Annotated in this window: 17 protein-coding genes; 13 read left to right on the top strand and 4 right to left on the bottom strand. The window is 66.4% G+C overall.

The annotated features are described in order from the left end of the window. Positions 1 to 63: 63 nt before the first annotated feature. The 10 genes from TL10_RS02765 (at position 64) to TL10_RS02815 (ending at position 14,769) form a co-directional block, all read left to right on the top strand. Positions 64 to 501: an anthrone oxygenase family protein gene (locus tag TL10_RS02765; RefSeq protein ID WP_043984504.1), complete on the top strand. Its 438-nt coding sequence runs from the start codon at positions 64 to 66 to the stop codon at positions 499 to 501. Between the two features lie 130 nt (positions 502 to 631). Next, positions 632 to 1,570 (top strand): methionyl-tRNA formyltransferase, encoded by a 939-nt coding sequence (locus tag TL10_RS02770; RefSeq protein ID WP_043984424.1) that lies wholly within the window; start codon positions 632 to 634, stop codon positions 1,568 to 1,570. Positions 1,571 to 1,574: 4 nt separating this feature from the next. Continuing rightward, on the top strand, positions 1,575 to 2,486 hold the full coding sequence (locus tag TL10_RS02775) for an ATP-grasp fold amidoligase family protein (RefSeq protein WP_043984425.1): 912 nt from the start codon (positions 1,575 to 1,577) through the stop codon (positions 2,484 to 2,486). A 280-nt stretch (positions 2,487 to 2,766) separates the two neighbouring features. Continuing rightward, the gene (gene rplJ, locus TL10_RS02780) at positions 2,767 to 3,294 is read left to right on the top strand and encodes a 50S ribosomal protein L10 (protein WP_043401643.1); all 528 of its coding nucleotides are present in this window, start codon (positions 2,767 to 2,769) and stop codon (positions 3,292 to 3,294) included. A gap of 48 nt (positions 3,295 to 3,342) precedes the next feature. Then, on the top strand, positions 3,343 to 3,729 hold the full coding sequence (rplL, locus tag TL10_RS02785; protein ID WP_043401646.1) for a 50S ribosomal protein L7/L12: 387 nt from the start codon (positions 3,343 to 3,345) through the stop codon (positions 3,727 to 3,729). Between the two features lie 259 nt (positions 3,730 to 3,988). Beyond that, positions 3,989 to 5,011 carry an ABC transporter ATP-binding protein gene (locus TL10_RS02790; protein WP_043984426.1) on the top strand — a complete coding sequence of 341 codons (1,023 nt, stop codon included), beginning with the start codon at positions 3,989 to 3,991 and terminating at the stop codon, positions 5,009 to 5,011. 607 nt (positions 5,012 to 5,618) lie between these two features. Beyond that, positions 5,619 to 9,122, top strand: a complete 3,504-nt coding sequence (gene rpoB / locus TL10_RS02795; protein ID WP_043401648.1) for a DNA-directed RNA polymerase subunit beta — start codon at positions 5,619 to 5,621, stop codon at positions 9,120 to 9,122. 59 nt (positions 9,123 to 9,181) lie between these two features. After that, positions 9,182 to 13,132, top strand: a complete 3,951-nt coding sequence (locus tag TL10_RS02800) for a DNA-directed RNA polymerase subunit beta' (protein ID WP_043401650.1) — start codon at positions 9,182 to 9,184, stop codon at positions 13,130 to 13,132. Positions 13,133 to 13,300: 168 nt separating this feature from the next. Continuing rightward, positions 13,301 to 14,059 carry a sensor domain-containing protein gene (locus TL10_RS02810; RefSeq protein WP_082067815.1) on the top strand — a complete coding sequence of 253 codons (759 nt, stop codon included), beginning with the start codon at positions 13,301 to 13,303 and terminating at the stop codon, positions 14,057 to 14,059. After that, a complete protein-coding gene (locus TL10_RS02815; RefSeq protein ID WP_082067816.1) occupies positions 14,056 to 14,769 on the top strand; it encodes a sensor domain-containing protein in 714 nt (237 codons plus the stop codon). Before TL10_RS02810 ends, TL10_RS02815 begins: the two co-directional genes overlap by 4 nt. A 16-nt stretch (positions 14,770 to 14,785) precedes the next feature. Here TL10_RS02815 and TL10_RS02820 read toward each other — a convergent pair whose 3' ends face one another. From TL10_RS02820 to TL10_RS02830, 3 genes are read right to left on the bottom strand one after another with little or no spacing between them, the layout of a single operon-like run. Then, positions 14,786 to 15,802, bottom strand: coding sequence for an NAD(P)/FAD-dependent oxidoreductase (locus TL10_RS02820; RefSeq protein WP_043984429.1), 1,017 nt, complete (start codon positions 15,800 to 15,802; stop codon positions 14,786 to 14,788). After that, positions 15,799 to 16,308, bottom strand: coding sequence for an isoprenylcysteine carboxyl methyltransferase family protein (locus tag TL10_RS02825; protein WP_043401660.1), 510 nt, complete (start codon positions 16,306 to 16,308; stop codon positions 15,799 to 15,801). Before TL10_RS02825 ends, TL10_RS02820 begins: the two co-directional genes overlap by 4 nt. 4 nt (positions 16,309 to 16,312) lie before the next feature. Then, a complete protein-coding gene (locus TL10_RS02830; protein WP_043984430.1) occupies positions 16,313 to 17,371 on the bottom strand; it encodes a type III polyketide synthase in 1,059 nt (352 codons plus the stop codon). Between the two features lie 73 nt (positions 17,372 to 17,444). Here TL10_RS02830 and TL10_RS02835 point away from each other — a divergent pair, with 73 nt between their 5' ends. Both TL10_RS02835 and TL10_RS02840 read left to right on the top strand, forming a co-directional pair. Next, positions 17,445 to 18,194: a deoxyribonuclease IV gene (locus tag TL10_RS02835; RefSeq protein ID WP_043984431.1), complete on the top strand. Its 750-nt coding sequence runs from the start codon at positions 17,445 to 17,447 to the stop codon at positions 18,192 to 18,194. 31 nt (positions 18,195 to 18,225) lie between these two features. Continuing rightward, entirely contained in the window at positions 18,226 to 19,638 is a 1,413-nt protein-coding gene (locus tag TL10_RS02840) for an amino acid permease (RefSeq protein ID WP_043984432.1), read from the top strand. A 27-nt stretch (positions 19,639 to 19,665) separates the two neighbouring features. Here TL10_RS02840 and TL10_RS02845 read toward each other — a convergent pair whose 3' ends face one another. Further along, complete coding sequence (locus TL10_RS02845) at positions 19,666 to 20,460, bottom strand: MBL fold metallo-hydrolase (protein WP_043984433.1); 795 nt, start codon at positions 20,458 to 20,460, stop codon at positions 19,666 to 19,668. Between the two features lie 161 nt (positions 20,461 to 20,621). Here TL10_RS02845 and TL10_RS02850 point away from each other — a divergent pair, with 161 nt between their 5' ends. Further along, the gene (locus TL10_RS02850; RefSeq protein ID WP_043984434.1) at positions 20,622 to 22,244 is read left to right on the top strand and encodes an acyl-CoA dehydrogenase family protein; all 1,623 of its coding nucleotides are present in this window, start codon (positions 20,622 to 20,624) and stop codon (positions 22,242 to 22,244) included. The last annotated feature ends 54 nt before the right edge of the window (positions 22,245 to 22,298 follow it).

Here is a 22,298-nt window from a genome sequence, read left to right on the forward strand (position 1 = left end):
CATCATGCTGAATAATTTGTCAGTACCTTGTTATTTGTCAGCATAGTGACCAGGCTCGATGTCATGGAACACATTGCGCAACTACTCACCGTGATCGTTGTCGGCACGCTGGTCGGTGTCGAGTTCGGCGTGGCCGCGTTCATGAATCCGATCCTGGAACGGCTGCCCGACGACGCCTACCGCCAAGCGCGCGCAACCGGCAGCCGGCTCCTCGGGACGGTGATGCCGTTCTGGTACATCGCCGCGGCCGCACTGCTGGTCGGGGATGCGGTGCTCGGGCGGGCGCCGCTGGCCATCGCCGCCGTGGTGGTGATGGGGGCGGTGATGGTCCTGACCCTGACCACGCTGGTGCCGATCAACAACCGGGTCGCGGCGTGGGCGGGCGCCGGTCCTGACGAGGCGCCGACGAACCGGGCGCTGGCCCACCGCTGGGACCGGCTGCACTGGCTCCGTGTGGCGCTCCTGCTCGTGGCGTTCGTCCTGGTGGCGCTGCCCCGGTGAAGCCGGTGTCCGCTGGCCGGACATGAGGTAGGCCTGTGATTTAGGTAAGACTAAGCTAAGTTGATCTTGTTAACGGTGCGTGACCATCTCTTCACACGCCGATCTGAATCAGACTTAGTGAGGTAGTGGCATGCGCGTCGTCTTCTTCGGTTTCCAGACGTGGGGGGTCAAGACGCTGCAGGCGTTGATCGATCTGGGACACGACGTGCCGATGGTGGTCACGCATCCGACCAGCACAGACTCGTACAAGGCGATCTTCTCGGATTCGGTCGAGGAACTCGCCCAGGCGCACGGCATCCCGGTGCACCTGACCATGCGGGCCGACCACGAGACCATCGACCTCGTCAAGCGCTCAGAACCCGACGTCATCGTCGTCAACAGCTGGTATACGCGGATGACGGACGAGCTGTACGACCTGCCGCCGTACGGGACGCTGAACCTGCACGACTCCCTGCTGCCGAAGGGGACCGGCTTCTCCCCGGTCATCTGGTCGCTGATCAGCGGCGAGGCCCAGATCGGCCTGACGGTGCACCGGATGGACGAGGACCTCGACACCGGGGACATCCTCGTGCAGCATTCGCTGCCCATCGGCCCGCACGACACCGGCACCGAACTGGTCGAGCGCGGCATCGCCCTGATTCCCGGCGCGCTGAAGGAAGCGTTTGCGGCCCTCGAATCCGGCAACCCGCAGTGGCGGCCGCAGAACAAGGCGACCCGCACCTACTTCCACAAGCGGTCCGAACGCGACAGCCTCATCGACTGGACTTGGCCGGCCGAAGACCTGGAACGACTGGTGCGCGCGCTGTCGGCGCCGTACCCGCCCGCATTCACCCTCTACAACGGTGAACGGATCGAGGTGCTGGCGGCGAAGGTCTCCGAAATCCGCTACGGCGGCACCCCGGGACGCGTGATCGTGCAGGAGGGCGGCGGCGCCGTGGTCTGCGGCCCGAATGCCTACCGCGGTGGGAACCTCGGCCTCGTCATCACCCGACTCCGCACGGCCGATGGTGTGGAACACAGCGGAGCGGAGTTCTTCCGCCGCGGCGGTTACCTGACCAGCGAGGCCTGAACCCGTGCCGCTGCTGACATACATCGCGACGCCGTCGTGGCTCAGGTCCATCCGCCGCCGGATGCTCGCGCTGATTCCGGTCCGGTTCCTGCGGCACGTCCTCTATCTCTTGATGATCCGCAAGCGGGGCAACTTCGACGAGCCGCAGACCTTCAACGAGAAGGTGAACTGGCGCATCTTCAACGATCGCCGGGAACGGATCGTCAAGGCCTGCGACAAGACGTGGATGAAAGAGATGGCCCGGGCGGCGTATCCGGGCGCCGATCTCCGCATCCCCGCCACGTACTGGTCGGGTACCGATCTGCAGGACGCGGGGGATCTGACGACACTGCCGCCCTGGGTGCTCAAGCCCAACGCCAGCAGTGGCCAGGCGCTGTTCGGTCCTGATCCGCAGACCGATCTGGCCCGCCTGCAGGACCAGACCAGCAGCTGGTTCCAGGAGACGCCGCTGGAGCTCGGCGAGTGGGGCTACAGCGAAGCCCGCCCGCTGCTCCTGATCGAGGAACGTATCCCCACGCCGGATGGTCAGCCGCCGGTCGACTACAAGTTCTTCGTGTTCGACGGCCGCGTGGAGCTCATCCAGGTGAATCGGGGCCGGTTCGGCCAGAACCAGACCACGACATTCCTGGACGCGGACTGGCGCCGGCTGCCCGTGCGCTGGCGCATCCACCCGGTGGCCGCCGAAGAGCGGCCGGTGGAGCTGGACAAGATGCTCGAAATCGCCCGCACTTTGGGTGCGGACTGGGACTTCATCCGCGTCGACCTCTATGCCGTCGACGGCGACGTGTGGTTCGGGGAGTACACCCCGTACCCGGGCACCGGCATGCTGCGCTACGAGCCGATGAGCTTCGACCTCGAGCAGGGCCGGCAGTGGCGGCTGCCGACAGCCGACCAGGTGCGCCGCGGGCAGCCATAGCCGGCTGAGTCCGCGGCACTGCCGTCTCGGGCCGTTTTGGCTGATCGGCAGGCCATCGGCTACTCTGATCCCGTTCCACCGAAGACCGTCGGTCACCGAGCAATCGGTTGAAGGCCCAGGCACTGCCTGGCGGCCCACGCAGGAGGACGAGGTTTTCAGAGTTTTTATTCTGCGCGCCCCGACCTTTCTGTGTCGGGGCGCTTTGCATTTCTGGCCTCGATCAAAGCCGAATCCCCGGCAGTCTCCAGTGGGCCGATGAATACACCACAAGGAGGCATGTATGGCCAAGGCTGACAAAGCCACTGCGGTCGCAGACATTGCCGAACAGTTCAAGGCCTCGACGGCCACTGTCGTGACCGAGTACCGCGGTCTGACGGTTGCCAATCTCGCCGAGCTGCGTCGCTCCCTTGGTGCCTCGACGACCTACACGGTCGCCAAGAACACCCTGGTCAAGCGCGCTGCCTCGGAGGCTGGGATCGAAGGCCTCGACGACCTGTTCGCAGGTCCGACCGCCATCGCGTTCATCACCGGCGAGCCGGTCGATGCCGCGAAGGCAATCAAGAAGTTCGCGAAGGATCACAAGCAGCTCGTCATCAAGGGCGGCTACATGGACGGCGCTGCGCTGTCTGTGGCCCAGGTCGAGAAGATCGCCGACCTCGAGTCGCGCGAAGTGCTGCTGTCCAAGCTGGCCGGCGCCCTCAAGGCGAAGCAGTCCCAGGCCGCGGCGCTGTTCGTTGCGCCCGCGTCCCAGGTTGCCCGCCTGGCCGCCGCTCTGCAGGACAAGAAGGCCGCCGAGTCGGCTGCCTGATCCATCTAGACCAACCAAAACAAGAAAAACCAAGGAAGGACCATTCACATGGCCAAGCTGTCCACCGAAGAACTGCTCGACGCGTTCAAGGAAATGACCCTGCTGGAGCTCTCGGAGTTCGTGAAGCAGTTCGAGGAGACCTTCGACGTCACCGCCGCTGCTCCGGTCGCCGTTGCCGCCGCTGGTGGCGCTGCTGCTCCCGCCGAGGCTGCTGAGGAGCAGTCCGAGTTCGACGTCATCCTCGAGGGTGCCGGCGACAAGAAGATCGGCGTCATCAAGGTCGTCCGCGAGATCGTTTCCGGCCTGGGCCTGAAGGAAGCCAAGGACCTGGTCGACGGCGCCCCCAAGCCGCTGCTGGAGAAGGTCTCGAAGGAGGCCGCCGAGGACGCCAAGGCCAAGCTCGAGGCCGCCGGCGCTTCGGTGTCCGTCAAGTAAGTTCGCCAGAACTGACGTTTTCCCCCGGAGTCCATTGCGGACTCCGGGGGATTTCGCTTTTCAGGGGTTATAAATCGGGGCATTTCTGACCCTGTCGGGGACCATGGGGTAGTTGGCTCAGTGCCCATCAGAGTGACTTCTGGGCGGGCCGTCCGATAGTTGGAACAAGGTGCATCAGCTCGCGATCGATGCGCTACAGTGACTCAAGCCACAGGCAGGGCAGCAAATGGCGCGCGAGCGCTGGCGGAAGGGATCTCACATGGGCGTCCAAATCGACGTGACAGGACTGAGTAAGTCCTTTGGGTCGTCGAAGATCTGGGAAGACGTCACTTTGACCATCCCCGCCGGTGAGGTCAGCGTCATGCTGGGCCCGTCCGGTACCGGTAAGTCGGTGTTCCTGAAGTCGCTGATCGGCCTGCTGCGCCCCGAGCGTGGCTCCATCGTCATCGATGGCACCAACATCATCGAGTGCTCGGCCAAGGAGCTCTACGAGATCCGCACCCTGTTCGGTGTGCTGTTCCAGGACGGCGCGCTGTTCGGCTCGATGAACATCTACGACAACACGGCCTTCCCGCTACGCGAGCACACCAAGAAGTCCGAGTCCGAGATCCGCAAGATCGTCATGGAGAAGCTGGACGTCGTGGGTATGCCCAACGACGGTCACAAGTTCCCGGGCGAAATCTCCGGTGGTATGCGCAAGCGTGCCGGCCTGGCCCGCGCTCTGGTGCTCGACCCCAAGATCATCCTGGTCGACGAGCCGGACTCCGGTCTGGACCCCGTGCGTACCGCCTACCTGTCGCAGCTGCTGATCGACATCAACGCGCAGATCGACGCCACGGTGCTGATCGTGACGCACAACATCAACATCGTGCGTACGGTGCCGGACAACATCGGCATGCTCTACCGCAAGCACCTGGTCATGTTCGGCCCCCGCGAGGTGCTGCTGACCAGTGAGGAGCCGGCGGTCAAGCAGTTCCTCAACGGTCGTCGTATCGGCCCCATCGGTATGTCCGAGGAGAAGGACGCCGCCACTGCCGCTGCTGAGCAGGCCGCGATCGATGCCGGTCACTCCGATGGTGGTGTCGAGGAGATCGAGGGCGTGCCGCCGCAGATCGAGGTGACCCCGGGTATGCCGGTCCGCCAGGCGGTGGCTCGTCGTCAGGCTCGGGTGCGCTCGATCCTGCACACCCTGCCGCCGGCCGCGCAGGCCGCCATCCTCGAAGACCTCAACAGGACCGGTCGCTCCGACGACCCGGTGACGGCTCAGATTCCGCGGGCCTGATCCGCGGAACGTCGAAAATCGCGCCCGGGCTGCATCAGTCCGGGCGCGATTTCTGTCGACGAGGGTGCAGACAGATCGCGAAATCTCCCCCCGGGGTGCGCTGAGCGCATGCCCGAGCGTGTTGCGAGGGCGGCAACGCCGGTGATCTTGGTCACGGCAGGTCCGTCGGCGGCGACGTGCGAGTGGCGCCGCGGGGCCCGCTGGGTCACGATGGCAGCGGCCCGGATCGCAATTTGCCGGTAAAACTCCACACCAAACACCGTGGCAACTCTTGACTGAGGCCCGCAAACGGGCCAATCTGTTGGGCAGCATGTATTCAAGGGTTTTGTTGATGGGTCCAGACGCCAGCCAGCGTTATCCGTTAAAACCCTCTCCAAGCATGCCGTGGTTGAGGAATGCGCCGTCCTACGCTAATGTTGGACGTTGCGCTGGCTGCATCCTGCCCACCTCACCCGCACCTGACACCTTCTAGCCTGAGCCCTGCTCAGTGATCTAGTTGCGTGCCCTGTGTCTTGTAAGGCCCGGACTGTGAGAACGCCAGCCGGACCGACACAGATAGAGCGGCACTTCGGACCGGTTTCGACCGGCACCGGAACAGTCGCATCAGGTGCTGGAAGGACGCATCTTGGCAGTCTCTCGCGAGAGCAAGTCAGTAGATTCCAACAACTCCGTCCCAGGAGCGCCGAACCGAGTCTCGTTCGCCAAGCTGCGCGAACCGCTCGAGGTTCCGGGCTTGCTCGACGTGCAGACGGATTCTTTCGAGTGGCTGATCGGTTCCGACCGCTGGCGCGCGAAGGCAGTCGATCGCGGCGACATCAACCCCGTCGGTGGCCTCGAAGAGGTCCTCGCCGAGCTGTCGCCCATCGAGGACTTCGCCGGCACTCTGTCGCTGAGCTTCTCCGACCCGCGCTTCGACGAGGTCAAGGCCCCGGTCGACGAGTGCAAGGAAAAGGACCAGACGTACGCGGCCCCGCTGTTCGTCACGGCTGAGTTCATCAACAACACCACTGGTGAGATCAAGAGCCAGACGGTCTTCATGGGCGACTTCCCGATGATGACCGAAAAGGGCACCTTCATCATCAACGGCACCGAGCGTGTCGTCGTCTCGCAGCTCGTCCGTTCGCCCGGTGTGTACTTCGATGAGTCCATCGACAAGGCCACCGAGAAGACCCTGCACAGCGTCAAGGTCATCCCGGGCCGTGGCGCCTGGCTGGAGTTCGACATCGACAAGCGCGACACCGTCGGTGTCCGCATCGACCGCAAGCGTCGCCAGCCGGTCACCGTGCTGCTGAAGGCGCTCGGCTGGACCAGCGAGCAGATCCGCGAGCGCTTCGGCTTCTCCGAGATCATGATGGGCACCCTCGAGAAGGACCCGACCGCCGGTCCCGACGAGGCCCTGCTGGATATCTACCGGAAGCTGCGCCCGGGCGAGCCGCCGACCAAGGAGTCGGCGCAGACCCTGCTGGAGAACCTGTTCTTCAAGGAGAAGCGTTATGACCTGGCCCGCGTGGGCCGGTACAAGGTCAACAAGAAGCTGGGTCTGCACGACGGCAACCCGGCTCAGGTGACCGCGACGACGCTGACCGAAGAGGACATCGTCGCCACCATCGAGTACCTGGTGCGCCTGCACGACGGTGACACCAAGATGACCGCCCCCGGCGGCGTCGAGGTCCCCGTCGAGGTCGACGACATCGACCACTTCGGCAACCGTCGTCTGCGTACCGTGGGCGAGCTGATCCAGAACCAGATCCGGGTCGGCCTGTCGCGTATGGAGCGCGTCGTGCGTGAGCGCATGACCACCCAGGACGTCGAGGCGATCACCCCGCAGACCCTGATCAACATCCGTCCCGTCGTGGCGGCGATCAAGGAGTTCTTCGGAACCAGCCAGCTGTCGCAGTTCATGGACCAGAACAACCCGCTGTCGGGTCTGACCCACAAGCGTCGTCTGTCGGCGCTGGGCCCCGGTGGTCTGTCCCGTGAGCGTGCCGGCCTCGAGGTCCGCGACGTCCACTCGTCGCACTACGGCCGCATGTGCCCGATCGAGACCCCTGAAGGCCCGAACATCGGTCTGATCGGCTCGCTGTCGGTGTACGCACGGGTCAACCCGTTCGGCTTCATCGAGACCCCGTACCGCAAGGTCGTCGACGGCATCGTCACCGATCAGATCGACTACCTGACCGCCGACGAGGAGGACCGCCACGTCGTGGCGCAGGCCAACTCGCCGCTGGACGATGCCGGCCGCTTCACCGAGGACAAGATCCTCGTCCGCCGTAAGGGTGGCGAGGTCGAGTTCGTGACGGCCAACGACGTCGACTACATGGACGTCTCGCCGCGCCAGATGGTGTCCGTCGCAACCGCGATGATCCCGTTCCTGGAGCACGACGACGCCAACCGCGCCCTGATGGGTGCCAACATGCAGCGCCAGGCGGTTCCGCTGGTGCGCAGCGAGGCCCCGCTGGTCGGTACCGGTATGGAGCTGCGTGCCGCCATCGACGCCGGTGACGTCGTCGTCGCCGACAAGTCGGGTGTCATCGAAGAGGTCTCCGCCGACTACGTCACCGTCATGGCTGACGACGGCTCGCGGCACACCTACCGGATGCGCAAGTTCAACCGCTCCAACCACGGCACGTGCGCCAACCAGCGCCCGATCGTGGACTCGGGGCAGCGCGTCGAGGCCGGCCAGGTCATCGCCGACGGTCCTTGCACCGAGAACGGTGAGATGGCCCTCGGTAAGAACCTGCTCGTGGCGATCATGCCGTGGGAAGGCCACAACTACGAGGACGCCATCATCCTGAGCCAGCGGCTCGTGGAGCAGGACGTGCTCACCTCGATCCACATCGAGGAGCACGAGATCGATGCCCGCGACACCAAGCTGGGCGCCGAGGAGATCACCCGGGACATCCCGAACGTCTCCGACGAGGTGCTGGCTGACCTCGACGAGCGCGGCATCGTCCGCATCGGCGCCGAGGTCCGCGACGGCGACATCCTGGTCGGCAAGGTCACTCCGAAGGGTGAGACCGAGCTGACCCCGGAAGAGCGTCTGCTGCGTGCCATCTTCGGTGAGAAGGCCCGTGAGGTCCGCGACACCTCGCTGAAGGTGCCGCACGGTGAGTCCGGAAAGGTCATCGGCGTCCGCGTGTTCTCGCGCGAGGACGACGACGATCTGCCCGCCGGTGTCAACGAGCTGGTCCGCGTCTACGTGGCCCAGAAGCGCAAGATCTCCGACGGTGACAAGCTCGCCGGCCGCCACGGCAACAAGGGCGTCATCGGCAAGATCCTCCCGCAGGAGGACATGCCGTTCATGCCTGACGGCACCCCGGTGGACATCATCCTGAACACCCACGGTGTGCCGCGTCGTATGAACATCGGCCAGATCTTGGAAACCCACCTCGGGTGGGTCGCCAAGGCCGGCTGGAACATCGAAGGCGAGCCGGAGTGGGCAGCGAACCTGCCCGAAGGCATGCACAGCGCCCCGCGCGACAGCATCGTCGCCACCCCGGTGTTCGATGGTGCCCGCGAGGGCGAGTTGGAGGGCCTGCTGGGCTCGACGCTGCCGAACCGTGACGGCGACGTCATGGTCAACGCCGAGGGCAAGTCGATGCTGTTCGACGGTCGGTCGGGTGAGCCGTTCCCGTACCCGGTGACGGTCGGCTACATGTACATCCTGAAGCTGCACCACTTGGTCGACGACAAGATTCACGCGCGTTCGACCGGCCCGTACTCGATGATCACCCAGCAGCCGCTCGGTGGTAAGGCGCAGTTCGGTGGCCAGCGGTTCGGTGAGATGGAGTGCTGGGCCATGCAGGCCTACGGTGCGGCCTACACGCTGCAGGAGCTGCTGACCATCAAGTCCGACGACACCGTCGGGCGTGTGAAGGTCTACGAGGCGATCGTCAAGGGCGAGAACATCCCGGAGCCGGGTATCCCGGAGTCGTTCAAGGTTCTGCTCAAGGAACTCCAGTCGCTGTGCCTCAACGTCGAGGTGCTGTCTTCGGACGGCGCCGCGATCGAGATGCGCGACAGCGATGACGAGGACCTGGAGCGCACCGCCGCGAATTTGGGTATCAACTTGTCGCGGAACGAGTCCGCGTCTGTTGAAGACCTCGCCTAGTCAACCGTCCGTAGTCAGCTTTTTCTGATTCATACACCCGCAAGGGGAAAGGGAGTTACGTGCTAGACGTCAACTTCTTCGATGAACTCCGCATCGGCCTGGCCACCGCGGAAGACATCCGTAATTGGTCCTTCGGCGAGGTCAAGAAGCCGGAGACCATCAACTACCGCACGCTCAAGCCCGAAAAGGACGGCCTGTTCTGCGAGAAGATCTTCGGACCGACTCGCGACTGGGAGTGCTACTGCGGTAAGTACAAGCGCGTCCGCTTCAAGGGCATCGTCTGCGAGCGCTGTGGCGTCGAGGTGACTCGCGCCAAGGTGCGTCGTGAGCGCATGGGCCACATCGAGCTGGCGGCTCCGGTCACGCACATCTGGTACTTCAAGGGCGTTCCGTCGCGCTTGGGCTACCTGCTGGACCTGGCCCCGAAGGATCTGGAAAAGATCATCTACTTCGCGGCCTACGTGATCACCGCGGTCGACACCGAGATGCGGCACAACGAGCTGTCCACGCTCGAGGCCGAGATGGTCGTCGAGAAGAAGGCTGTGGAAGATCAGCGGGACCTCGATCTCGCCGAGCGTTCGCAGAAGCTCGAGGCCGACCTCGCCGAGCTGGAGCGCGATGGCGCCAAGTCCGACGTGCGCCGCAAGGTGCGCGACGGTGGCGAGCGCGAGATGCGTCAGCTCCGTGACCGGGCCCAGCGTGAGCTGGACCGGCTCGACGAGATCTGGACCACCTTCAGCAAGCTGGCGCCGAAGCAGCTCATCGTCGACGAGGTGCTCTACCGCGAGCTGCAGGACCGCTACGGCGAGTACTTCCAGGGCGCCATGGGTGCCGAGTCGATCAAGAAGCTCATCGAGACCTTCGACATCGACGCCGAGGCTGAGTCGCTGCGCGACACCATCAAGAACGGCAAGGGCCAGAAGAAGCTTCGCGCCCTCAAGCGTCTGAAGGTTGTCGCCGCGTTCCAGACGAACCGCAACTCGCCCATGGGCATGGTGCTGGACGCCGTTCCGGTGATCCCGCCGGAGCTGCGCCCGATGGTTCAGCTCGACGGTGGCCGCTTCGCGACCTCCGACCTGAACGACCTGTACCGCCGCGTCATCAACCGCAACAACCGGTTGAAGCGACTGATCGACCTCGGCGCGCCCGAGATCATCGTCAACAACGAGAAGCGCATGCTGCAGGAGTCTGTGGACGCGCTGTTCGACAACGGCCGTCGTGGCCGGCCGGTCACCGGTCCGGGCAACCGTCCGCTCAAGTCGCTGTCCGACCTGCTCAAGGGCAAGCAGGGCCGCTTCCGCCAGAACCTGCTGGGCAAGCGCGTCGACTACTCGGGCCGTTCGGTCATCGTGGTTGGCCCGCAGCTCAAGCTGCACCAGTGTGGTCTGCCGAAGCTGATGGCCCTCGAGCTGTTCAAGCCGTTCGTGATGAAGCGTCTGGTCGACCTGAACCACGCGCAGAACATCAAGAGCGCCAAGCGCATGGTCGAGCGTCAGCGTCCCCAGGTGTGGGATGTCCTCGAAGAGGTCATCGCCGAGCACCCGGTGCTGCTGAACCGTGCACCTACGCTGCACCGCCTGGGTATCCAGGCCTTCGAGCCGCAGCTGGTGGAAGGCAAGGCCATCCAGCTGCACCCGCTGGTGTGTGAGGCGTTCAACGCCGACTTCGACGGTGACCAGATGGCAGTCCACCTGCCGCTGTCCGCCGAGGCGCAGGCCGAGGCACGCATCCTGATGCTGTCGTCGAACAACATCCTGTCTCCCGCGTCGGGCCGCCCGCTGGCCATGCCGCGTCTGGACATGGTGACCGGTCTGTACTTCCTGACCACCCTCATCGAGGGTGACACCGGCGAGTTCGTGCCGGCCAGCAAGGACGGTGCCGAGCAGGGCGTCTACAGCAGCCCGGCCGAGGCCATCATGGCCATGGACCGCGGTGCGCTGTCGGTGCGCGCGAAGATCAAGATTCGGTTGACGCACCTGCGTCCGCCGGCCGAGATCGAGGCTCAGCTGTTCGAGAACGGCTGGAAGCCGGGCGACGCCTGGACCGCGGAGACCACCCTGGGCCGCGTGCTGTTCAACGAGCTGCTGCCGAAGGGCTACGCGTTCGTCGACAAGCAGATGCACAAGAAGGTGCAGGCGGCGATCATCAACGATCTCGCTGAGCGGTACCCGATGATCGTCGTGGCGCAGACCGTCGACAAGCTGAAGGATGCCGGCTTCCACTGGGCGACCCGCTCGGGCGTGACGGTCTCGATGGCCGACGTTCTGGTGCCGCCGCAGAAGGCGGAGATCCTGGAGCGCTACGAGGGCCAGGCCGACGCGATCGAGAAGAAGTACCAGCGCGGTGGTCTGAACCACGACGAGCGCAACGGTGAACTGGTCAAGATCTGGCAGCAGGCCACGGAAGAGGTCGGTAAGGCCCTGGAGGCCTACTACCCGGAGGACAACCCGATCATCACGATCGTGAAGTCGGGCGCCACCGGTAACCTCACCCAGACCCGCACCCTGGCGGGCATGAAGGGTCTGGTGACGAACCCGAAGGGTGAGTTCATCCCGCGGCCCATCAAGTCCTCGTTCCGCGAGGGCCTGACGGTGTTGGAGTACTTCATCAACACCCACGGTGCTCGTAAGGGTCTGGCCGATACCGCTCTGCGTACCGCCGACTCGGGTTACCTGACCCGTCGTCTGGTCGACGTGTCGCAGGACGTCATCGTCCGCGAGACCGACTGTGAGACCGAACGCGGCGTGATGGTGACGCTGGCCGAGGCTCAGGCCGACGGATCGCTGGTGCGTGACGCCCACATCGAGACCTCCGCGTACGCGCGGACCCTGGCCACCGATGCGGTCGACGCCAACGGCAACGTTGTCGTCGAGCGTGGCCACGATCTCGGTGACCCGGCGATCGAGGCACTGCTGGCTGCGGGTATCTCGCAGGTCAAGGTGCGTTCGGTGCTGACCTGTGCCACCGGCACCGGTGTTTGCGCCAAGTGCTACGGCCGCTCGATGGCCACCGGCAAGCTGGTCGACATCGGCGAGGCCGTCGGCATCGTCGCCGCCCAGTCCATCGGTGAGCCCGGTACCCAGCTGACCATGCGTACCTTCCACCAGGGTGGCGTCGGTGACGACATCACCGGTGGTCTGCCGCGCGTCCAGGAGCTGTTCGAGGCCCGCGTGCCCCGCAACGTCGCTCCGATCGCCGACGTGGCCGGCCGGATTCGCCTGGAAGAAGACGACAAGTTCTACAAGATCACCATCGTTCCCGACGATGGTGGCGAGGAAGTCGTCTACGACAAGCTGCCCCGCCGTAACCGTCGCCTGCGTGTGTTCAAGCACGACGACGGCACCGAGCGCCTGTTGGCCGATGGTGACCACGTCGAGGTCGGCCAGCAGCTCATGGAGGGTTCGGCGAACCCCCACGAGGTGCTCCGCGTCCAGGGCCCCCGCGAGGTGCAGATTCACCTCGTCAAGGAGGTCCAGGAGGTCTACCGCGCACAGGGTGTGTCGATCCACGACAAGCACATCGAGGTCATCGTCCGGCAGATGCTGCGTCGCGTCACGATCATCGACTCGGGTTCGACGGAGTTCCTGCCCGGCTCGCTGACCGAGCGCAGCGAGTTCGAGTCGGAGAACCGCCGCGTCGTGGCCGAGGGCAACGAGCCCGCGGCCGGACGTCCGGTGCTGATGGGTATCACGAAGGCATCGCTGGCCACGGACTCGTGGCTGTCGGCGGCGTCGTTCCAGGAGACCACTCGCGTGCTGACCGATGCGGCAATCAACTGCCGTAGCGACAAGCTGCAGGGTCTGAAGGAGAACGTGATCATCGGTAAGTTGATCCCGGCTGGTACGGGCATCAACCGGTACCGCAACATCCAGGTCCAGCCGACCGAGGAAGCCCGCGCTGCGGCGTACACGATCCCGTCCTACGAGGATCAGTACTACAGCCCGGACTTCGGTCAGGCCACTGGTGCTGCCGTGCCGCTGGATGACTACGGCTACAGCGACTACCGCTAGTCAGTCAAGGAAGAGGCCCCCGCGCTCTGCGCGGGGGCCTTTTTCATGCGCCGAATGGCTGGTTGTCGCACGGATGTCGGGAATTCCGTGGCACAAGGGGCCTCTCGGTGTTTTTTGTGTGTCCTGATCGCCGAATGACGTGTCAGGATCATTCTGGGGGAGGATCACATGCGAACACGCACCATCACGGCGGTCAGTGCTGCCGTCTTCATCGTGGCGACCAGTGCGGGCTGCCAATCCGACGACGCCGGTGGACCGGCCACAACGTCGGCCACGTCGTCGACCTCGGTGTCCAGTGCGCCGCCACCACCAGCGCCACCGCCACCGCCGGCCGGACCGCTCGTGCAGGTGCCGCAGCTCAAGGGGCTGATGCCGGACCCCGGCCAGGTGAGCTCGGCCGTCAACGTCCCGAACCTCGGGATCAGTGAGAGCCACGACTCGCTCGACCTGTTGCCCGACGACTACGCCTCGGACATGACCTGCGTGAGTGCGCTGTCCGATGCTGCCATCCAGCCGTACGCGGAGACACCCGTCGTGCTGGTGCGCACCCAGGACTACGCGCCGGCCGACGGCTCGGGCACCTTCCTGGCCACCGTGTCTGTCGTCCTCTATGAGGCGGTGCAGGACGCGCAGGACCAGGCGGCGGCGACCGTCAACGCGTGGCATGGCTGCGCCGGCAAGCAGATTCAGGTCAAGATGGCCTCGCCCGCGACCTTCACGGTCGGTACGGCATCGGTCGCGGGCGCCGTCAACACCGTCGTCAACAACCGCACCGCACCGCCGGGACCTGCCTGGGCCTGCGGACGGGGCATCACGGCCCGGAACAACGTCGTGATCGATCTGACGGTGTGCGGCAGTGACCCGGCGGCCGTCGGTGCCAGTGCCGTCGCGCTGGTCAACCAGGTCGTCGCGAAGGTGCCGGCATGATGGCGAACTCCCGCGTGAAGCATTGGCCGTCAACGGTTTTCGTTCTTGCCTCCGCCATGGCGCTGACGTCGTGCACCAACGCCGTCGACGGCAGTCCCACCGCCGCGCCGCAGTCCGCGACGTCGTCGACCCCGAGTCCGACGGCAGCGCCGCCACCCGGGGCGAACCTGCAACCGCTCGTGTTACCGGTCGAGGATCTGCGGCGGGTCATGAACGACCCGACGATGGTCAAGATCTCCACCTGGCGCCGCGGCAGCGACGGCCTCAGTGTCGTTTTCACGCCCCCGCGGTGCAGCGTGGTTGCGGCGCCCGGTATGCGTGCGGCCCTCGATGGCAGCGGCAACACCGGCGTCTACTACGTGACCTACACCAGCATCGCGTCGGCGATGGTGCAGGTGACCCAGGGCGTCGTCGGTTTCGCCGACCCGGCCGCCGCGCATGCCATGGTCGCGGCGCAGCAGCCGGTCTGGCAGCAGTGCGCCAACATCGACGTGGGGATAACGATCGGCGACCAGAGCGGTACCCAACATGACAATGCGCTGCAGGCGGGCGGAGATTCGTTGTCGTTGTCGTACGCGTTCGGGCCCATGCAGTGCGTGCGCACGCTGGCTGCCAAGAACACGGTCGTCGTCGACAACGTGGTGTGTTCGCCGGATCCGGCAGGTCCGGCGACGGCGATCCTGAACGGCATCCTGGACAAGGTGCACTGAGGACGGCGGCCGCCGCTCAGCGGGCGAGTTGATCGACCGCTCCCGCGAATATCCGGGGCAGAGCGGCGGCGGCCGGGACTATGCGGGACCGGACCGCCGGCACCGAGCCGGCGCGCACCAGCGCCTCGGTCAGCAGCCGGTAGCGTCGGGTCAGGGTGCGCCAGCGGTGGTCGTACTCATCGACGCGGTCCCGAACGACGCAGTCGACCAGCGCCTCGGCTGCGCTGAACGACAACCCGAGCCCTTCGCCGGTCAGCGCGTCGACGTACCCCGCGGCGTCGCCGACCAGCAGCACGCGGCCCGCAACCCGTGACCGCACGCGCTGCCGCAACGGCCCGGCCGCCAGATCCGGCCCGTGCTCGTGTCCCTCGACGCGTTGACGCAGCTCGTCGAACGCCGCGAACTTCGCTTCGAAGCCGCCGCGGCCCGCGGACAGGATCGCGATGCCGACGCAATCGTCGGCCACCGGTGTCACGTAGGCCTCGGCGTCACGGCTCCAGTGCACCTCGACGTTGTCGGTCCACGGTGCCAGCTGCACGTGCCGCCGGATGCCCCAGCGGCGCGGGCCGGCGGCCGGCCGCGCCAGCCCGAGGTCGCGGCGGATCGCCGAGTGCAGACCGTCCGCCGCCACGAGATAGCGGGCGCGCATTCCGGCTGCCCGCACACCGTCCGCGTCCTGCGCGATGTCGCCGGCCGCAGCCTGGACGACCTTCACCCCGGCGGCGCGGGCAGCGTCGGACATCGCCGCGTGCAGCGTGGTCCGGCGCACCCCGCGGCCCATGCCGCCCCGGAACTGGGCCTCGACCCGGGTCGCGCCGGCGTGATAGCTGATACCGCGCAGCGTCCGGCCCGGCGCCGCCACACCCAGCCGGTCCAGCTGCGCGAGCGAGTGCGGCATCAGGCCTTCGCCGCAGGCCTTGTCCAGCGTGCCGGGCCGGCGCTCGACGATGACCGTCTCCAGTCCGGCGCGCGCCGCGTGCAGCGAGGTCGCCAGCCCTGCCGGACCGCCGCCGATCACCAGCAGGTCGATCACGACAGGCTCGCCAGCGCGGTGTTCTCGACGCGCAGCCGAGTGCGCAGCAGCAGTGCGTTGAGCAGGGTGAACACCGTGGCCGTCAGCCACGCGGTGTGCACGAGGGGCAGCGCGAACCCCTCGACGACCACCGCCACGTAGTTGGGGTGCGGCAGCCACCGGTACGGGCCGGCGACCACCCGCGACGCGCCTGGGATGACGATGACGCGCGTATTCCACTGCGGCCCGAGCGTGCCGATGCACCACCACCGCAGCGCCTGCGCCGCGAGCACCGCGGCCAGCATCGGCCAGCCCAGCGCGGGGATGAACGGCCGATCGAGCAGCAGCGGTTCGAGCACGCACGCCACCAGCAACCCGATGTGCAGCACGACCATGAACGGGTAGTGGCCGAAGCCGTACTCGGTGCCGCCACGTGCCAGCGACCAGGCGAGGTTGCGCTTGGAGACCACCAACTCGACGAGCCGTTCGACTGCGACGGCCGCGATCAGCGTCAGGTACCAAGCCACTGGATCAGCGCCACCGCAGCAGGACCAGCTCGGAGCAGAAGCCCGGGCCCATCGCCATCATCAGGCCGAGGCTGCCCGCGGGCGGGCACTTGGCGATGGTGTCGTGCAGGACGTGCAGTACCGACGCCGACGACAGGTTGCCCACCTCGGCCAGCGAGCGCCACGTCAGCTCGAGCGCGTCGTCGGGGAGGCCCAGTGTCGCGGTGATCGCCTCGATCACCTTCGGCCCACCGGGGTGGCTGACCCAGGTGCGGATGTCCGCGGTCTCGAGGCCGTGTGCGGCAAGGAAACCCGTGACGTCGTCGCCCAGATACGTCTCGACGACCTTCGGCACGTCGGGGGAGAGCACCAGGCGGAAGCCGCTCGAGTCGATGTCCCAGCCCATCGTGCGTTCGGAGTCGGGGTAGAGATGGCTGCGGGAATCGAGCACTTCCGGTCCGGCGGTGTCGACGGTCGTGGCGCGCCGGTCGCCGACCATGACGACGGCTGCGGCCCCGTCACCGAACAGGCTGGAGCCGACGACGGTCGCTATCGACGGTTCCGCCTTGGGCATCAGGGAACACAGTTCGACGGCCAGCAGCACCGCGACGTCGTCGGGTGCGCCGCGCAGGTAGTCGTTGACCCGGGCGATGCCCGCAGCGCCGGCGACACAACCGAGACCGAACAGCGGTACCCGTCGGACGTCGGGACGGAGACCGATGCGGCCGGCGATGCGGGCATCGAGGGTCGGCACGGCCACGCCGGTGACGGTGGTGGTGTAGATGATGTCGACGTCGGCGGGCGTCAGCCCGGCGTCGTCGAGGGCGCCGAGGATCGCGGCACAGCCGAGCGTCACCGCGTGTTCGATGAAGACGTCGTTGGCGGCGCCGAAGTCTGTGAGCCCTGGATAGTCCGCGAGTGGGAGCACCGTATGTCGGGTCTCGACCCGCGCGCTGCGATGCAGTTTGCGGATGGCATCCTCGTGCTCCGCGTAGCCGGGAAGCTCCAGCAGTGCATCGGTGATTTCCTTCTGCGTATGCCGATGGGGCGGCAGTTCGCTACGGACACTTGCGATTACGCTCATCGTCCCTCCTATACCCAGACCACGAGATCCAGGCCCGGAGGGTTCACGTCCGCCGCGCAACTAGGCTGGCTACATGCTGATTGGTTCGCACGTCGACAACACCGATCCTCTGGCCGCGGCCGCTGCCGACGGCGCCGACGTGGTGCAGTTCTTCCTGGGGAACCCGCAGAGCTGGAAGAAGCCCGCGCCTCGCGAAGACGCAGAAGTGCTGCGGGCATCCACAGTGCCGCTGTACGTCCACGCGCCGTACCTGATCAACGTCGCGTCGGCCAACAACAAGGTGCGCATCCCGTCGCGCAAGATTTTGCAGGACACCTGCGACGCCGCGAGCGAGATCGGCGCGACGGCCGTGATCGTGCACGGCGGGCACGCCGACGACAACGACATGGACGCCGGCTTCGAGCGCTGGGTGAAGGCGCTCGACGCGCTCAAGACCGACATGCCGGTGTACCTGGAGAACACCGCCGGTGGTGAGCACGCCATGGCGCGGCACTTCGACACCATCGCCCGGCTGTGGGACCGCATCGGGGACAAGGGCATCGGTTTCTGTCTGGATACCTGCCATGCCTGGGCGGCGGGGGAGGCGTTGGTCGACGCCGTCGAGCGCATCAAGACCATCACCGGCCGCATCGATCTGGTGCACTGCAACGACTCTCGTGACGCCGCAGGCTCGGGGGCCGACCGGCACGCCAATTTCGGCATGGGCCAGATCGATCCGCAGTTGCTGGCGGCCGTGGTGCGCGCCGCGGCTGCTCCGGTCATCTGCGAGACGTCGGAGGACGGCCGCAAAGACGACATCGCGTTCCTCCGCGAGAACGTTTAGTCGGCACCGCTAATTGTGATAAACCCTTCGGGTGCGAGACGCCAACACTGAGGTAGCAGAGACACCCGACGCCGGTTACGAGCGCGGCCTATCTGCGCGAACTGTGCAGATGATCGCGATCGGCGGGGCCATCGGCACCGGCCTGTTCTACGGAGCGGGCGGCGCCATCGAGAAGGCCGGCCCGGCGCTGATCCTGGCCTACCTCACCGCGGGTCTGGCCGTGTTCGTCATCATGCGGGCGCTCGGTGAGTTGCTGGTGTACCGCCCGGTGTCGGGCAGCATCTCGGAGTACGCCGAGGAGTTCATGGGCCGCTTCGCCGGCTTCGCGAACGGGTGGACGTACTGGGCGGTGTGGGCCACGACGTGCATGGCCGAGATCACCGTCGCCGGGAAGTACGTGCAGTACTGGCCGTGGGGACACGACATCCCGCAGTGGGTGACGGCGCTGGTCGTCCTGCTGGTGCTGTTCACGGCGAACCTGATCTCGGTGAAGATCTTCGGCGAGGCCGAGTTCTGGTTCTCGATGATCAAGGTGACCGCGATCATCGGCATGATCCTCATCGGCATCGGGGTGCTGCTGCCCATCGCCGGTTTCGGCCCGGTCACCGGCCCGAGCCTGGGCAACCTGTGGAACGACGGCGGCTTCTTCCCGACGGGCTTCAGCTCGGCGTTGCTGAGCCTGCAGATCGTGGTGTTCGCCTACGTGGGTGTGGAGCTGGTCGGTGTCACCGCAGGCGAGGCCGAGAACCCGAAGGTGACGCTGCGCAAGGCCATCAACACGCTGCCGTTCCGCATCGGCCTGTTCTACGTCGGCGCGCTGATCGTCATCCTGTCGGTGCAGGGCTGGCGGAACTACCACGCCGGGCAGAGCCCGTTCGTCGCGGTGTTCCAGTACCTGAACATCCCGGCGGCCGCGGGCATCGTGAACTTCATCCTGCTGACGGCGGCGCTGTCGTCGTGCAACTCGGGTATCTATTCGACGGGCCGCATGGTGCGCAGCCTGGCCCAGCGCGGTGACGCGCCCGCCGGTCTGCAGGCGCTGAGCAGCCGGCATGTGCCGATGCTGGCCATCTGCTTCTCGGTCCTCACCATGGGCGTCGGCGTCCTGGTGAACTACCTGTCGCCGGACAAGGCGTTCGCCTACATCACCTCGGTGTCGACCATCGGCATCATCTTCGTGTGGGGCTCGATCCTGGTGTCGCACTTCATCTATCGCCAGCGGGTGGCCGCCGGCGTGCTGCCGGCGTCGGACTACCGCCTGCCGGGAGCGCCGTACACGACGTTCCTGGCACTCGGGTTCCTGGCGCTCGTCGTCGTGTTGCTGTTCTTCACCGACGACGGACGCACGGCGATTCTCGTGGGTGCCATCTGGTTCGTCATCGTGACGCTGGGTTACTTCGTGCACCGCGGCGACCGTGCCACCGAGGTCGTGACGCGGCACTAGCGAATCGCAGCCCCGACGCGGCACCGCCTACGGCTGCAACGACAGCCAGGTGCCGTGGTTGGCGATGCGCAGGGCGGCGGTGATACCGGCGTCGTCGAAGGCGCGTGCGATGTCGTCGCGGCCTTCGGTGAAGTGTGCCCAACCGTCGTAGTGGACCGGGATGTTCACCGGGGCGCCCAGAACCGCGGCGGCGGCCGCGGTTCGGATGCTGTCGAGACTGACCGCTCGATGCCGGAACTTTCCGGGCACGCGGGCGGCGCCGGCGTGCAGGATGGCTGCGTCGATGGTGCCGACGCGACGGGCGATCTCGGCGACAGTGCGAAGGGAGGCGTTGTCGCCGCTGATGTAGACGGTGGGCACTGTGCTGCCGGAAAGCACGAACCCGATGACTTCGCAGTTGACGTACCCGTCGGGGTCCCGGTCACCGTCTTCGGGACCGTGGACGGCAGGGACGGCGGTGACGTTGAACTCGCCGGTATCGGGCCGGGTGAGGGTGTAGGTGCTCCACGGTCGCAATCCAACGGCTGGGCTGCCTAGGCGTCTGGCTCCGCCCACGGTGGTGAGCAGCAACGGCGCGTTCTTGGCGAAGGCGCGGCCGCGCTCGTCGAAGTTGTCAGCGTGGTTGTCGTGGCTGACGAGGACGACGTCGACGGCGCCGATTTGTTCCTCTGTGACGGCCGGGCCTTGGGTTTTCGTCAAGTACCCCTGTGGCCCGGGGGCGTCGAAGGTCGGGTCGCTGACGATGCGTAGTCCGCCGAGATCGAGCACGGTGGTCGGGCCGCCGACAACCAATGCAGCACAACCTTGTTGGGCCAGAGGCATGGTGGGGCTCCTGGGAGTTGCGTGTCTGCTGACCGCCGGCACTCATCGGTCAGCTCCGTCGCGAGTGTATTGAGATTTTTTCCAGTTGATCGCCCGACCGCGTTCCGCCATTCATATATACAGTTCTTGTGCGACTGTCGGGAAAGTGTAATAGTGGGGACATGGCTGATACGCATGTCGTCACCAATCAGGTTCCCCCTCTGGAGGACTACAACCCCGCCACCTTCCCGGCGCTGGCCGAGGCCCTGATCCGCGAGGGCGGGGAGTGGGGCGTCGACGAGGTGCACGCCGTCGGCGAACTCGGCGGCAGTCGCAAAGCGCAGCGCTGGGGTGAACTCGCGGACCGCAACGTCCCGATCCTGCACACGCACGATCGGTACGGGCACCGCGTCGACGAGGTCGAATACGACCCCGCCTACCACCAGCTGATGACCGCCGCGGTGAAGCACGGCCTGCACGGGGCCCCGTGGGCCGACGACCGTCCCGGCGCACACGTCGTCCGCGCGGCGAAGATGTCGGCCTGGACCCCCGAGCCCGGCCACGTCTGTCCGATCTCGATGACCTACGCCGTCGTCCCGGCGCTGCGGTTCAACCCTGAACTGTCCAAGGTCTACGAACCGCTGCTGACCAGCCGCGTGTACGACCCCGAGCTGAAAGTGCCTGCCACCAAAGCCGGTATCACCGCGGGCATGTCGATGACCGAGAAGCAGGGCGGCTCTGACGTCCGTGCAGGCACCACCCAGGCCACCCCCAACGGCGACGGCACCTACTCGCTGCGCGGTCACAAGTGGTTCACCTCGGCGCCGATGGGCGACATGTTCCTGGTGCTGGCCCAGGCGCCCGGCGGGCTGTCCTGTTTCTTCCTGCCCCGGGTGCTGCCCGATGGCACGCGCAACCGCATGTTCATCCAGCGGCTCAAGGACAAGCTCGGCAACCACGCCAATGCCTCCAGCGAGATCGAGTACGACGGTGCGACGGTCTGGCTGGTCGGCGAGGAGGGCCGCGGCGTCCCGACCATCATCGAGATGGTCAACCTGACCCGCTTGGACTGCACCCTGGGCAGCGCCACCAGCATGCGCACGGGCCTGACCCAGGCCGTGCACCACGCCCAGCACCGCAAGGCCTTCGGCGCCTACCTGATCGATCAGCCGCTGATGCGCAACGTGCTGGCCGACATGGCGGTCGAAGCCGAGGCCGCCACCATGCTGGCGATGCGGATGGCCGGCGCCACCGACCGGGCCGTCCGCGGTGACGAGCGCGAAAGCCTGTTCCGCCGAATCGGTTTGGCCGCGGCCAAGTACTGGGTGTGCAAGCGCGCGACGCCGCACGCCGCGGAGGCCATGGAGTGCTTCGGTGGCAACGGCTACGCCGAGGAATCCGGCATGCCGCGGCTCTACCGCGAGGCCCCGCTGATGGGCATCTGGGAAGGTTCGGGCAACGTCAGCGCGCTGGACACCCTCCGCGCCATGGTGACCAAGCCCGAGTGCGTCGAGGTGCTGTTCGACGAGTTGTCGCAGGCGCAGGACCCCCGCCTGGACGCGCATGTCAGCGCGCTCAAGGCGCAGCTCAGCGATCCGCAGACCATGGAATACCGCGGACGTAAAGTGGCCGAGGACATTTCGCTGGCCCTGCAGGGCGCGCTGCTGGTGCGCCACGGTCACCCCGCGGTGGCCGAGGCATTCCTGGTCAGCCGCCTCGACCGCCAGTGGGGTGGCGCCTTCGGCACGCTGCCCACCGGCCTCGACCTGGCGCCGATCATCGAACGGGCCCTGGTCAAGGGCTGAATTTCTACTGCCGAGCAGTCCCCCAGAGGGAGGTACCCCCAACAAAACTGTCCC

The organism is Mycolicibacterium llatzerense, from assembly GCF_000878195.1.
GTDB classification, from domain to species: domain Bacteria; phylum Actinomycetota; class Actinomycetes; order Mycobacteriales; family Mycobacteriaceae; genus Mycobacterium; species Mycobacterium llatzerense.